General features: G+C 62.7%; 8 protein-coding genes and 1 pseudogene. 4 read left to right on the top strand and 5 right to left on the bottom strand.

Going from position 1 to position 13,718, the window contains the following annotated elements; translation table 11 throughout:
• The first annotated feature begins 176 nt into the window (after nt 1-176).
• The 3 genes and pseudogenes from SXIM_RS20360 (at nt 177) to SXIM_RS20350 (ending at nt 3,505) form a co-directional block, all read left to right on the top strand.
• Nucleotides 177-1,949: an AIPR family protein gene (locus SXIM_RS20360; RefSeq protein WP_148236144.1), complete on the top strand. Its 1,773-nt coding sequence runs from the start codon at nt 177-179 to the stop codon at nt 1,947-1,949.
• 262 nt (nt 1,950-2,211) lie between these two features.
• Nucleotides 2,212-2,826, top strand: a pseudogene (locus SXIM_RS20355) (HAD family hydrolase); the annotation flags it as partial.
• Nucleotides 2,768-3,505 (top strand): transposase, encoded by a 738-nt coding sequence (locus SXIM_RS20350; RefSeq protein WP_425473487.1) that lies wholly within the window; start codon nt 2,768-2,770, stop codon nt 3,503-3,505. The pseudogene SXIM_RS20355 and the gene SXIM_RS20350, both read left to right, overlap by 59 nt.
• A gap of 345 nt (nt 3,506-3,850) precedes the next feature.
• Here the strand turns inward: SXIM_RS20350 and SXIM_RS28265 are convergent, their stop codons facing one another.
• From SXIM_RS28265 to SXIM_RS20330, 5 genes are all read right to left on the bottom strand, one after another.
• The gene (locus SXIM_RS28265; RefSeq protein WP_168222724.1) at nt 3,851-4,006 is read right to left on the bottom strand and encodes a hypothetical protein; all 156 of its coding nucleotides are present in this window, start codon (nt 4,004-4,006) and stop codon (nt 3,851-3,853) included.
• A 550-nt stretch (nt 4,007-4,556) separates the two neighbouring features.
• Nucleotides 4,557-4,763, bottom strand: coding sequence for a hypothetical protein (locus SXIM_RS28260; RefSeq protein ID WP_148236143.1), 207 nt, complete (start codon nt 4,761-4,763; stop codon nt 4,557-4,559).
• A gap of 237 nt (nt 4,764-5,000) precedes the next feature.
• Nucleotides 5,001-7,427, bottom strand: coding sequence for a DEAD/DEAH box helicase (locus SXIM_RS20340; RefSeq protein ID WP_046724824.1), 2,427 nt, complete (start codon nt 7,425-7,427; stop codon nt 5,001-5,003).
• On the bottom strand, nt 7,424-9,334 hold the full coding sequence (locus tag SXIM_RS20335) for a site-specific DNA-methyltransferase (protein WP_168222785.1): 1,911 nt from the start codon (nt 9,332-9,334) through the stop codon (nt 7,424-7,426). The genes SXIM_RS20340 and SXIM_RS20335 overlap by 4 nt, the downstream gene beginning before the upstream one ends.
• Before the next feature lie 519 nt (nt 9,335-9,853).
• Nucleotides 9,854-12,220 (bottom strand): GmrSD restriction endonuclease domain-containing protein, encoded by a 2,367-nt coding sequence (locus SXIM_RS20330; protein WP_053116265.1) that lies wholly within the window; start codon nt 12,218-12,220, stop codon nt 9,854-9,856.
• A 514-nt stretch (nt 12,221-12,734) separates the two neighbouring features.
• Between SXIM_RS20330 and SXIM_RS20325 the strand changes: the two genes are divergently transcribed.
• Entirely contained in the window at nt 12,735-13,718 is a 984-nt protein-coding gene (locus SXIM_RS20325) for a helix-turn-helix domain-containing protein (RefSeq protein WP_030733560.1), read from the top strand.

Raw genomic sequence — 13,718 nt, 5'->3', positions numbered from 1 at the left:
CGTGCCTGCGCTCCTGTCTCCGCCCCGCTCCAGCCCGGCCGACGCCCGTGCCACGCGCACAGTAGTCACCGACCTGGACCCCCGCAGTCGGCCCCGGACGATAACCGATTCTGAAGACATCATCTGGTTTCGCACGTAAACTATGGACCTCTTGCCGCCTGCCAGGGGGATGGAAAGTGTCCGGAGCGCAAACCCTGATCACGACTGTCTACGAACAGTGGAAGAGTCAAAATGCCGCCCATATGTCAGATGCCGATGCGTGGGAGATTTTTCTTGCCTGGCTGCTTTTGCGTGACAAAGATGTAACCCTTGACGCTATCAGCGATGGAGTCGTTGACGGGTCGAACGACGGTGGCGTTGATGCCATCTACACCATTCTAGAGGGCAGCATTCTGCCGATTGACCATCAGGTAGTCGAAGAGCCGCAAGCAGCGCGAGAGCTGCCAGAAGGCCTTGAACTGGCACTCTACGTTATTCAATCAAAATTCAGTCAGAGCTTCACCCAAAATTCCGTCTCGGCGCTCCAATCCGTCTTGCCTTCCGCTCTTGATCTGGGGAGCCGGCTTGAGGAACTGTCTGACGAACTCAACGAGCAAGTCATCGAAAAGCTGACTGTATTTCGCTCTGCCTACAAGAATCTTCTCGTTAGGCGACCGAAGGTCTTCGTGAAGGTGGTACTCGGAAGCCGAGGGCTCACAGAGCAAGCCAACATCAACGTGACCAGCAGAGCAGAGCGACTGAGAGAGGACATCCTCCTTAAGATCCCATCTGCAGATGTCACCGTTGACCTACTTGGCGCTGACGAACTTTGGCGTATGTACGACACCCGCAAGGCTGAAACCCTCACGCTCGAATGCGATGAAGTGTTGACGAGCGGCGAGTCATACGTAGCCTTGGCTCGACTGTCAAGCTTCGTTAGGCTAATTACCGATGACAATCTCACACTGCGAAGGCATATCTTCGAAGCCAACGTCCGGGATTACCAGGGACAAGTTGCCGTCAATAAGGAAATCTTGAGCTCGCTGAACGAGAGCGCTAGCCCGGACTTCTGGTGGCTAAACAACGGTGTAACCATTGTATGCGATGAGGCACATAGCGTAGGAAAGACTTTCGCACTAAAAAACATTCAAATCGTCAACGGTCTCCAGACTTCGCACACCATTTTCAATTGGCACAAGGAGCGGGCAGAGAAAGGCGAGAGCCTTCCCGCCGATGATCGGAAAATTCTTGTACGCGTCATCAAGGCAAGCAACGACGCTGTGCGCGACAAGATCATCCGAGCAACGAATAGGCAAACACCCGTTCCGGATGCTTCACTTCGAGCGACGGACGAAATCCAACGCAGAATTGAAGCCTACTTTGGAGCTAAGGGCCTGTTCTATGATCGCCGCAAAGGGTACTACCGAAATCTCGGGAAAGATCCCGGCAAGATCGTGAGCATTCCTTACCTTGGTCAAGCAATGTACGCCATTGCCTACGGTCGGCCGGAAGTGGCTCGCGGTAAGCCCAATTCGCTACTAGCGGAGGATGCCCGCTATCGGCAGGCCTTCGACCCTAAAGCAAGCCCTCAGGTCTTCTACTGGGCTGCACGAGTCCTACGCCAAGTCGACGAGTACCTACAGTCAGGAAAATCGCAAACCAGGTATCCGGAGCGACGATATTTGGCTCCTTTCGTCGCCTTCACGTTGGTCATGAAGACCATCGGGAAAGACCCCTCACACTGGCGAGAAATTGCTCAACTCGCGGAGCAAGACCGGGAGTTCACCGACGAAGAACTAGAGGCATCAGGGACCAAGGTCAAGGAAGAGCTTGATAAGTATACCGCTCAGTCGAAGAGTTCGTCCTCAGATGCCACCAAACGGCAGCCCTTCACCAGACACCTTATTGCGAGCATGAACTTCACTCACAATCCCACCGCGAAGAGCCGCGGGACGGGAAAACGCCCCTAAGGGTCAGCAGCGGCGAAACTTGTAGGGGCGTCCATACCCGTCCAAGGCCAGCAATGTCCATGGACGGGGAAAAAAACCTACAGGTGAGCCCCGGAACCGCCCGCTAATGGTTCAAGCCACCTGAGGGCGGCTCGGGGCACCATCATCACGTGCCGGCCGTCGGCGCTTGCTCTGATCGACAACCTAAGAGCTGTCCCGCAACTGCCTGCCCGCTGCCTGGCATGATCGACGCGTGACCAGCGAACCTGGGCGGCAGGGCCGCATGAAGTACGTGCTGTTCGATGTCGACGGCACGCTGATCGACGCGGTGAGCAACCAGCGTCGGGGCTGGGAAACCTGGGCGGAGCGGTACGGGCTGGACGCAGATGAGGTCTACCAGGTGGCTCTACGGACGCGGCCGATGGAGACGTTCGCACACGTCGCTGCGGACCACGATCCGCGAGAGTGCCTGACCGCACTGCACGAGCTGGAAGACGAAGACGTCCGCTCCGGCGTCTATTCGGCTTTCGATGGCGCGTCGGAACTGTTGCACGGCCTGCCGCTGACGTCCTGGGCGCTGGTGACCTCGAACTACGAGCACCGGGTGCGCGGCCGTTTCATGCGAACGGGTTTGCCCGTGCCGGGCGTGATCGTGGACGCGGCCGCGGTCGAGAAGGGCAAGCCCTCTCCCGTCCCCTATCTGCGAGCAGCTGAGCAACTCGGCGCGAGCCCGGGAGACTGCCTGGTCATTGAGGACGCCCCGTCCGGAGTGCGGTCCGGGCTGCGGGCCGGGATGACGGTGTGGGGTGTGAACGCCACCGTCGCGGTGGAGGGCGTGCATCGCCACTTCGTCAGTCTGTGCGAGGCGGTCCCTCACATCCTGGCCTTCGCGTCCGGACCCGACGGGAGCGCCGCAGTCCGAGACTGCCCGCCGGCCGTGGAGCCTGCCGCTGGAGGACCGGGTGCTGCTGGTCGCCGCATACTGGCGCACCAACCTCACGCTACGTCAGCTGGCACCGCCGTTCGGGGTATCGAAGTCGGCGGCGGACCGCATCATCGACCATCTCGGGCCGTCGCTCGCACTCCAACAGCGCAAGCTGTTCCGCAAGGACGCCGTCCTGATCGTGGACGGCACCCTGGTGCCCACTCGCGATCACACCATCGCCGAGCAGTCGAAAAACTACCGGTACTCAACCAACCACCAGGTCGTCATCGACGCTGACACCCGCGCGGTCGTCGCCGTCGGCCGGACCCTGCCGGGCAACCGCAACGACTGCAAGGCATGGGAACTGTCTGGGGCGAAAGCCGCCGTCGGTGCGGCCACCGTCATCGCGGACGGCGGTTACCGGGGCACCGGCCTGGTTATCCCACATCGCCGGGAGAAAGGCCAGAGCGAACTACCGGCTTGGAAGGAGGAACACAACGCCTCCCACCGCAAAGTCCGCGCCCGCGTCGAGCACACCTTCGCCCGTATGAAGACCTGGAAGATCCTTCGCGACTGCCGCCTCAAAGGCGACGGCGTGCACCACGCCATGCTCGGCATCGCCCGCCTACACAACCTCGCCCTCGCCGGGTGACCCAGGAGACAAGCAAGTCAGACAGCCCGCCGTAGATCATTTACGGGACAAGACTTAGCAGGGGCGCGACGTTTAGACTCATGCCCGAAGGGCGAGCGACGGACGATACGGAGGACGAAAAATGAGCGCAACCGGAACCCGCACTTGCTCTTGGTGCGGCGAGGGAGGGCACGACAGACGGTCGTGCGACGTATCTCCCAACGCTGGGAAGTGCAGCGTGTGCGACTACCACGGGCATGAGAAACGTAACTGCCCGCGTAAGTAAGAGAGCGCGCCCCACGTGCGGCCCAAAACGAGGAAGGCCCCTGACGAAATTCCTGGGGACTCAATCTCGGGCGGGCCAACTCACCCGTACTCGCGAAGCGGATCCTCGATACACCGGTTGGCGTCGTCCTGTCGTCCGTCGAGGCACTTCGCGTAGCGGGTGAGCAGAACCTCGACGCTGTTGCCGGCCCGCTCGGCCACCTCGGTCGCGTCAAGACCGGCGATGAGCCACGTCAACAGCGCTAGAGTGCCAGAGGTCGTACGGCCGAATCGCGAGCAGTGAGGAGGCCGCGGACGGAGGAAGTGCAAGGAACCGGGCTTCCTGCCAGACGTAGTAGTAGGTCGAGGACGGGACGACCGAGCCCTTTCTCGCTGAAGAAAGGCCGTCCGTCGTCCGTTGTGCCGAAAGTCGCCAGGTGCTCGTGGAGCACAGCGACGAGATGGGGCGGGATCGGCACCCGTCTAACGTCCTCAACAGGCCGGTCCTTCAGACCACGGTCGTCGTAGGTCTCCCCCGAGTCGGTCCGTTGCTTGCCAACAGACGGACGCGTCCGGTGGAGCAGCACCGATCCCCAACCCTGTTCGGGAAGGTTCAGGTCCGTCTTGACGAGGCCGACCGCTTCAGCCGGCCGGAAGCCACCGAAGTACATGGAGACGAAGAGATCCACCAGGCGCCGACCACGGGCATGCCGGTAGCCGCCTGCGCAGGAGATGGCTGCCAGGAGACTGCGAGCCTGCTCAGGGTTCGCGACTACACGGGGGGCAACCTGGTTGGAGACCTTCTGCTTCAGCCAGCGAACAGCAGTGATCGGGCTTTCACGCAGCCCTTCAGGTCGACCGCATAGTTGGCAGCGTTGACCAGAGTCCGCCGCTTACGCCGCACGCTTTCGGCTGCTGCGGCCGTGCCGTCGAGCCGTAGTTTCAGTGAGTCCAGCACCGCACGGGCCATGGCCGGTTCAGCGAGATCCGCAAGCAGCCGCGGTGCCTTCGACACCCAGTGGAGGATGTTCCGCACATCGTCCGGAACATCTCGGTCGTCGGGCCTCCGGCAGGACGAAAGCCCGGCTGCGCGGCACCTTCCGAATGGCCTGCTCGGACGGCCGTCCAGCCCGCTCGTCGTGGAGCTCCGCGGTCACGCTGGTGAGCGATTCGTTGATGCCGTTGCGCGTATTGGATCGGCACCCCCCGGGTCTTTCAGGCCCCGCAAGTATGAATACGCTTATGTCGGCGATCACTGTTTGATGAGGTCCAGCCAGCGCCCGTTGGATACCTTTATGGCCGTCTCTGTTGCGAAGAGATACCTCCACTGACCATACGCACCTACTTCATTGACCTGCTCTACCCACGCCTCGGCAGCCTTGCGCTTAGCCATCACGCTCTCGTCGTTAGCGTCATCATCGGCCTTACCTTCAATCAACCAGTAATGCCCATTGGTATCGATGGCAATGAAGTCAGCGAAGTACCGCCCGCCCTCCCACTCAATCCATGCTGGACCATTGGTGTAAATGCGCAGCCACCACTTGACATGTGCAGCGGAGTCAAGCATCTGCGCCAATGAGAACTCTGTAGTACGGGCATCAAAGCTCGAGACGTTTTCGACACTCTTCTGCCAGTCGCCATACCAGACGCCCTTTGCGAAGTCGGCCCACTTACTCAGTATTGGAGAGGGCATTGGGCGTGAGGGCGGCAGGACCGGAACTTCGACGACATTGAACTCCCATGTGGGCGTGGTGGCGCGCAGTTCGTAGGCCTTGATAATCATAGCTTCAATGGCTCGGGTTGCGAGCGCTGTGCGCTTCACGCTCCACCGAACGTGTTCATCACCGGTTACTCCTGCGCCATCGAGGAACCATCCGATGACATTACTTGCAGCTTGAAACTCGGTGAGTGTAGACGTAATCACGCTGAGTCCAAGCACCTTGGTCTCGAGCTGCTTCTTAACCGTGGACCACGGCAACGTCTCAATGTGAGCTTTTTCTTCCTCTAGGAAGCGTTCACCGATTACTACTTCGCCATCGATGCCGCGTTCGGCGTCGAGCGCCACACGCTTCATATACACCGATTCATCGGAGAGATACTTACTTCCGAGATCTCGGGATTGTTGCTGTGTGATGCAACTCAGTGAAAATTTTGTAGGAATAGCCTGGCGCTCTAGTCGCGGGAACTTAATACGAGGAGCGTTGTTGACTGGGGATACGAACTGAACGGTGGCGGCAGTGCCCTTCTCCTGCTGCTCTACCGTGGTGTTGTATTCCTGCACCATGAGAAGCACCGAGGGATCGACCACCTCGCCGCCGTGGGCGTCATCGAAGACGAAGGTCAGTCCCCGCTGTGTCATCGCAGAGGCCACGGGTCCCTGTGGTTGCTCACCCGACGCCTTTACCGCCGACGTGGTACTCAGCTCCTTAGCAGCAACGGCACGCTCCTCAAGCACTTGCTCCAGAAGTGCCTGCTTACTCGCGAGCAACTGTCTGTAGGACTCGTGAGCAACAATGTCCACAGTATCGATAGCTTCAATGCTGGTGCGCTCGCCGAAAGGTAGCCGCAAGCCTCGGCCAAGCACCTGCTCCGTAAGAGTGGCAGACAGCAGCGGGCGAAAGCTTACGATGACGCCGATGTTCCGAACGTCCCACCCTTCCTTGAGCTTGTCGACGCTGACCACAGCGCGGACAGGCGAGGTGGGATCTTCGACAGCCTTCAGCGAACGCAGTGCCTTATCACTCGACCCACCGGTGATGAGCAAGACTTGATCGGGCTCAGTCAGAAACTCCGCACGGAGTGTCTCGGCAATTTGCTCCGCTTTCTTGACTTCCTCGCAGACCACGAAGAGGACAGGGACAACCGTCGCCTTGGCGCTGGCGCGCGCGTAGGCTCGCCACGCAGCCTCCTTGACGTCCCGCAGGTGACAGGCGTCGGCAAGTTGCGAGCGCGTGTCCTTGGTGCCGTCCTCCCGATACACCACAACGGGAATTTTCACGAGGCCATCTGCGATGGCTTCCGCGAGCGTATAGCGGAAGACGACCTTACCCGCCCTCACATCGGCCTTATTAGGAGTCGCTGTCAGTCCAACGATGGCACGAGCGCCCAAATCACGAATGGTGGCCCCATATTTCTCCGCGTCACCGGAGTAGACGTGGTGCTCGTCAGCCAGCACCACAAGGTCATCGAGCCACTGCAAGTGAGCGTAAAGCGCCTCTCCCATGCTCTCGTTCTCATCATGAATCTTTCGGCGCATGTCATCGCTCGGCTTGAGGAGCGTCTGCACCTTGAAGATGAACAGCTTAAGCTTGGTAAGGTCGTTCATGTCATCTACGTGCTGCCTAAAATTCTCAGCAGTGACGACGACAGGCTCCCATACCGCGCCTTCAATGTACTTTCGGCTACCAGGAGTGAAATTTTGGATAGTCTTTTCGTAGATGGCGTCCAGTGGCACGATCATGACGACATTACGAATACCCGCTTCGGCAAGATACTCAAGGACGCCTGCGGCGAGGTACGTTTTGCCTACGCCAGTAGCAAGGTCGCAGATGAACTCACGCCCATCACCCTCCACAAGGTGCTCCGCAACCTCGTGTAGCGCTCGCCTGTTGGCGTCACGAAGGTCCAGCCGTGCTGCGATCGCTTCGACCCTCTGCGGCTCGTATTCAATCCAACTCATCGGATCACCTTTGACTGCTTGAAGAGACCGTTCGGCACCTTAATGACTCGCGAGCCAACCAACATATTTGCGAGCAAGGAGGTGGCGTCAGGGTGCACGGCGACACCGGCGAGGGTGAGTGTCTCGTCATCATTGAGCAGAGAAACAGCATGTGCAATCTGCGCTTCATCAACCATGCCGTCGACGACCACGAGAACATCGCGGTTCTTCAGCCCAACAACTCCGCGCCTATCGAACGTGAGCGTGTAACCGAGCTGGGCAGCGACCCACCGCCCCAGGTTGGGCGCACCCTCTACAAGGAAAGCTCGGTTGCCGGCAACAACAGTCCTCGGTTCCTCCACCCGCAGTGTACGGAAGCCCCCGCCTCCGTGCCACAAACGCTCCTTTGTGGGCTTTGTCTTCATCTGCTTGATGAGTGAAGCGAGCGTATCAGGGTCAGCCTGCAGCACCTTGGCTTTAACAAGCTTATCGAGTACCTTGCGCGCCTCATCGAGCATGGACACTGTCACACCATCCGGAAGGGAAATATCGGCGACACGTTCCTTGGGCTGCGTAACGCCACCCATGTCAGAACCATCCACCACCTTCGCCAGTCGTGGTGCCGTGAAGTTATCTACCGTGTTTTTTACAGTCTCGACTGTAATCCATCGCCGACCGAGCTTGTGCGCAACTGCGGCGGTAGTACCGGATCCCGCAAAACAGTCGACCACGATCTCCCCTGGCCGAGTGCTCACCTCGATGATCTTACGCAGCAACCTCTCTGGCTTAGGCGTGGAGAAAGGATTCACGCCCGGGAAGAGAGCCTTAATCTCCGCCTTGGCCTCGCGATTGTGACCTACTTCCGAGTTGAACCACATGGTTCGCGCATTAGAGCCCTTATCCGGCTGAATTCTTTTCCGGCCAATTGAACCCTTAGGGCGGATAATGTACTCCGGCCACATACCTGCAGCCTTACGCTTATCTGTCAGTTCTCGGGCTTCCTCAAGAGGTACGTCTAGCAGCAGTGCTGGAATTCCCTTGCGCAGCTCCGCAACAGGGACGCCGCACACCTCTGCCCGCCTCTCATCATCGTCGATGACCACTTGCTTATAAGGCGCGTATTCCGACAGAGCGGCAAGTACCGTCTCCTGCTTCGTGCCCCAACACCGCCCATTAGCCGGGTACATGAGATCACCGGTGATAGGCGACTGAATAGCGTACACCCAGGTCTGGTTACGGTGCGCAGACGGCGCGGTAGGATTATCGTCGTACCAAGGGCGGGGATCGCCATCTACGGACTTGTAAATAGAGTTCAGAGACTCATCGCGTGCAGACCGGATGAGCTTCGCCTCGGACGTCTTTCCGTAGACGAGCAAGGTGTCATGATCCGGCGAGAAGTTCGGAAGGTCATTCCGCGGCCCATCGGCCTTTTGCCAAACCACCGTTCCCAAGTGGTTGTCGATTCCGAATTCTGCATCCAGAACCATTCGCGCACGGTGAACTTCGGCATCATCGAGATGCACCCAGATGACGCCGTCATCGCTCATCAGATCGCTCAACTGCTTGACTCGGTCTCGGAATATGGTGAGCCAGACAGAGTGATCAAAATTATCGTCGTAGAACTCGCCAAACGTCTGCTCGGTATTGAATGGGGGATCAATATAGACCAGCTTGACTTTTCCCCTATAGTTTTGTGCATATTCGGGGATCGAGTTAAGAGCGTGTAGGGCCTGGTAAGAGTCTCCGACAATGAGCAGGTTGTCAGCACTAGTACCGGTCACCTCACCCACACGGCCAGTCTCGCGCAGCAGCCGGACTTCCGTAATACGGGGGTCGTTCCGCTCGACCCACTCATAGCCGCCCGCCGGCAACGGCAGTAGCGCCTTGTCTTGATTGAACCAAGTCAACGCCAACCGCTTGCTCGTCACCCGCACCGTCTCCGTCAACCACCGCGCTGGCCCATCCAGCGACAGACCAACACTAGTCGCCATCGCCCACAGTTCATGGTGGGATGCACGACCAGATGGGGCCACCAGCAGCCCCAGAGAGCGCGTTGCGCCATCCTGAGCCATGGGAGACGCGACAGTGTCGCTCGTCACTCCTCACCGCGACCGCCGCGGTGACTCGTCTGTCGTGGACCATTCTATGGACGGTCTCCAGGCGGTTGAGCGCTCAGGAGGCACCAGCAACTTCTCCTAAGAGCGACAGGGCCTCCGGAGCCGTGTGCGCAGGTTCGAGTCCTGCCGGGGGCACTTTTTCATGCCCGGCTGGATTCTGGCGTCGCCCGGCAAGAACGTCCGGGTTGAGGGCGGGACCCCGTCTCACGGCGTCCCGCCCTCTCTCGTTGTCTCTCAGCGTCCACGGACCATTACCGTCCCGGTCCCGCGTGACGCGTGACGCTCCGGTCGCGCCGGCGCGGTCGGGTTTTCAGCGTCCCTCGCGGTGTGTCACAGGCTCTGCTGCCGGAACCATTCCAGGGTCTCGGCGAACCGGGTCAGGCCGTCTCCCCGCAGGGTGTCCAGCGGGAAGCTCGGTCGTCTCCTCGGCAGTTGCGCATCCGGCACCTCCAGCTCCACGCCCGGGATCGTCCGCAGGCGGTCGCGGAGTTCGGCGAGCAGCTCCGGCCTCGTGAACGGTTCCCGTCGCGCGAGGTGTGCGAAGACGACCTCGACGAGACCCGATCGCGGATACACGTTGACCGGCCACAGGGAGCCGTGCGGGCCCCTCCCCTCCCGCAGGACCGGTGAGCAACTGGTTTCGTCGGCGGCGCCGTAGCCCAGTCGCCCGCCGTCCTTCCGCCACTTCTCCAGCAGGGGCAGCAGTCCTTCGGCGACGCCGGGGTGGTGGGCGAGGAGCAGCGTGCGGAAGCTCGCCGCCCGATCGGCGCCAGCACCACCGGGCAGGGAGGGTGCCTCCTCTTCCGGTTCGTGCGACCGGTCCAGACCGGCGAGTTCGGCGATCTCCACGGGGGACAGTTTCCGCGCGCGGTCCGCCGCCGCGCCGTGGAAGGCGATTCCTTCCCGTTCCAGCGCCTCCTGCTGGGTCTCGGTCCGGCCGTCGAGCCAGGCGAATTCCGGTGCGGAGGTGCCGTCGGCGCGCAGGACCCGGTGCGCGTTCAGCAGATCGGTGCGCTTGGCAAGGTAACTGCCCACGGTCTGGGGTGATCCCGCTCCGGTCACCGCCGCGAGGTCCTTGTACGTGGTCCACTTCCCGGACGGCAGAGCGGCCAGCACCTTGCGCAGCCGCTGCCACTCCGAGCGTTCGCCGGACGGGCCGTGGTCCGCCGCGAGGGGGCCGGGCCAGATGCGTACCGCGCGCTCGGCGAGCCCGTCGGCCCGGGCCAGGATCTCCGTCCTCCCCCAGCGACCGGCTGCGGCGATCTCCCGGTTCATCCGCAGCGCGCTCTGGTCGAGGATCTGCTGCTTGCGTTCATAGGGGTGGTTGGACAAGCGGGAGTTCTCACCGGTCAGGGTCAGATTCCCCAGGGTGTGGACGAGCGCCTCGTGGAGTTCCTGCGGCTGCTCGCCCTTCCCGGCGTCCTCGGCGTCCTCGGCGAGCATGGTGAGCCACTCCTCGCCGGCCCGCTGCGGAAGAACGTGCTCGACGGTCGCCCAGCCCGGGGAGAAATCGACCGGCTCGGGGGCCGCGTAGTCCTCCTCCAGCCGCCTGAGCACATAGAGCCGGTGCCGGCCGCTGCCCTGCCAGTAGAAGGGCTGGGTGCGCACCGCCTCGCGCACGTCCTCGTCACGTGGCCAGCCCCGCCGTGCCGTGGACAGGTAGCGGTGTACCGCCTCCGGCAGCGGATGGTCCCGCTCGATCCCCGAGGGCAGCCCGGCCAGGAGCTGGCGGACGCTGTGCGAGGGTTCGCGGCAGATCATGCGGCGCACGAGGAAGCTCTCGACGAACGTCAGCGTCCGCACGGCCTGTTCCGCGTCGACCGCGCCCCGCTCCATCTGGTCCAGCGTGTGGAGAGCGGGCGGGAAGTGGGCCTCGCCGCCCCAGCGCGCCAGCCGCCCCAGCACCACCCGCAGTCCCTTGTCGGGCTCGCGTTCGGGTTCCAGGACCCGCAGGAAGAGGTGGCCGAGACGGCGCAGCCCTCTGAGATCCTCGCGCAGCCCTTCCTCTCCCCCGGCTGCGACGATCCGCTCCATCCTGCCGCGCTGCCCCTGGTAGACCTCGCCCAGGTTCGCCCGGGCCTGCCCGCGCAGAATGAGGTCCAGCCAGGCCAGGGTCGTCAGCCGCTCCGGTCCGAGTTCGCTCTGCAGGGGCAGCCAGATCTTCTCGTACACCTGCTCACCCAGACGCGGGAGTTGCATGAAGACGTAGTTGCGCAGCAGATCGGCCTGGCTCAGCGGTTTGCCGGTGTTGTTCAGCGACTCGAAGATCCGGAAGGCGTTGTCCTGCGGACCGGCGGTGATCGTCACCAGGGTGAGCCGGTGACGCAGTGCCTGATCGATGTGGCGCACCCGTTCCCACTCCCCCACCGGGTCGTACTCCGCCAGCGCGGCCAGGAAGAAGCGGTAGGCCACACCGATGCTGTCCTCGCCGCCCGCGCGGGGGTCCCTGTCGAGGCAGGCGAGGTAGGAGGGCCGGTCGGCCTGGGTCGGAAGCAGGCGGTAGGCGTCGAGCCCGCTGTGGTCCTCCTCGTTGACGAGGTAGCGGCGGTGGATGAGGCTCGCCTTGGCGCTGTCGAAGGCCCGCACGTGATCACGGAGGGCGCAGGCCAGCAGCATCAGCGTCGTCAGGCGCTGCTGCCCGTCGATGACCACCCAGCGCTGCACCGTGTCCGGCAGGGGCGGACGGGGGTCGAGCACCAGCGAGCCGAGGAAGTGTCCGCCGAGGGGGGGAAGGCGCTTGTTCCGTACCGGCCCTGGCCTGTTCCAGCAGGTCCTTCCACAGTCGTTCGTGTTCTTTCGCCTCCCAGCTGTACGTGCGCTGGTACAGCGGGATCTGGAACTGGTTGTCCCCCTGGATCAGCTTCTGGAACGTCGTCTCCCGCGCTTCCACGTGTCCTCCCGCCCCGGTGCCGGGCCTGCGGCGTCTCCCGGTGCTCTGCTGTGCGCACAACCTAACGAGTGGGCGTGACCGGGGAGATCGATTCGCGCGATCTTGCCCACGATCGGATGGCCGGCCCCGGTGCCGGGGCCGGAGGTTCCGAGGGGGCACGGGCGGGGGGGAGGACGGCGTCCACGGGCCCGCCTCGCTGTTTTGCCTCCGCTTGGCTCTTCGCAAGGCGACCGTCGCACCATAGGCTTCGCCCTGTCGCTCGCGACTCGAACGCATCGTGCGCGGAAGGTTCACGGGGAGGGCGTATTGCACGCATACGCGATGTCGGTGCTCGGGCTGTCGGCGGCCGAGGAAGAGATCTACCGGCACTTCCTTCGCAACCCCCGCACCTCACCGCGTGAGATCCACGTCGTACTGCGCACCGGCCGGAGCCAGGCGCAGGAGGCGGTGGACCGGCTGCGGGAACTGCGGCTGCTGCTCGGTGACGACGAGCACACCTGGGCCGCCGAGCCGGACAGCGCGGTGCCCCGGCTCGCCGAGGACCGTCTGGAGCGGCTCCACCAGGAGATGCGGCAGCTGACCCAGACCAGGACCATCGTCGACTCGCTGCACCGTGAACGGCCGGTGCCCGCGGCGCCGGACGCGGCGGCGGGCGGCATCGAACGGCTGGAGGATCTGCGGCTGGTGCGCAGCCGCATCGACGATCTGTCGTTCTTCGCGCACTCCGAGGTGCTGTCGGCCGAGCCGTACACCGCGCTGTCCAAGGAGAACATCGAGCACGCGCGGCCGTTGGACCTGCGCTGCCTGCGGCGCGGGGTGCGGATCAGGAACCTGGTGCGGGCGGAGGCGCTGCGGGACGCCCCCACCCTGAGCTATCTGCGGGAACTCACCGCCCACGGGGCGCAGATCCGCATCGCGGAGGATTTCTCGGAGCTGATCCTGGTCTACGACCGGCACACCGCGCTGGTTCCGATCGACCCGGCCAACACCTCGCGCGGCGCGCTGTGTGCCCGCGAGAGCGCCCTGGTCGGCAACATCATCACGCTCTTCGAGCGGCTGTGGGACGCGGCGCGGGACTTCGGCACGCTGGTGGACTCCCCCGACCGGCGGAACCCCGAACTCTCCGAGGCGCAGCGGCAGGTGCTGCAGCGGATGTGCACCGTCAGCAAGGACGAGACGGGGGCCCGGGAGGTGGGGGTGTCGCTGCGCACCTACCGGCGGCACATCGCCGACCTGATGCAGTTGCTGGGGGCGGAGAACCGCGCGCACGCGGCGCTGCTGGCGCGCGACCGCGGCTGGATCTGA

This window comes from Streptomyces xiamenensis (assembly GCF_000993785.3).
Lineage (GTDB): Bacteria > Actinomycetota > Actinomycetes > Streptomycetales > Streptomycetaceae > Streptomyces > Streptomyces xiamenensis.
The sequence above is the reverse complement of the archived record's forward strand: the minus strand, read 5'-3'. Positions and strand labels throughout refer to the sequence as shown.

Bases quoted from the DNA above. Each gene is read 5' to 3' on its own strand.
- SXIM_RS20325 (WP_030733560.1), top strand. From the start codon at position 12,735: ATGTCGGTGCTCGGGCTGTCGGCGGCCGAGGAAGAGATCTACCGGCAC.
- SXIM_RS20340 (WP_046724824.1), bottom strand. From the start codon at position 7,427: ATGAGTTGGATTGAATACGAGCCGCAGAGGGTCGAAGCGATCGCAGCA.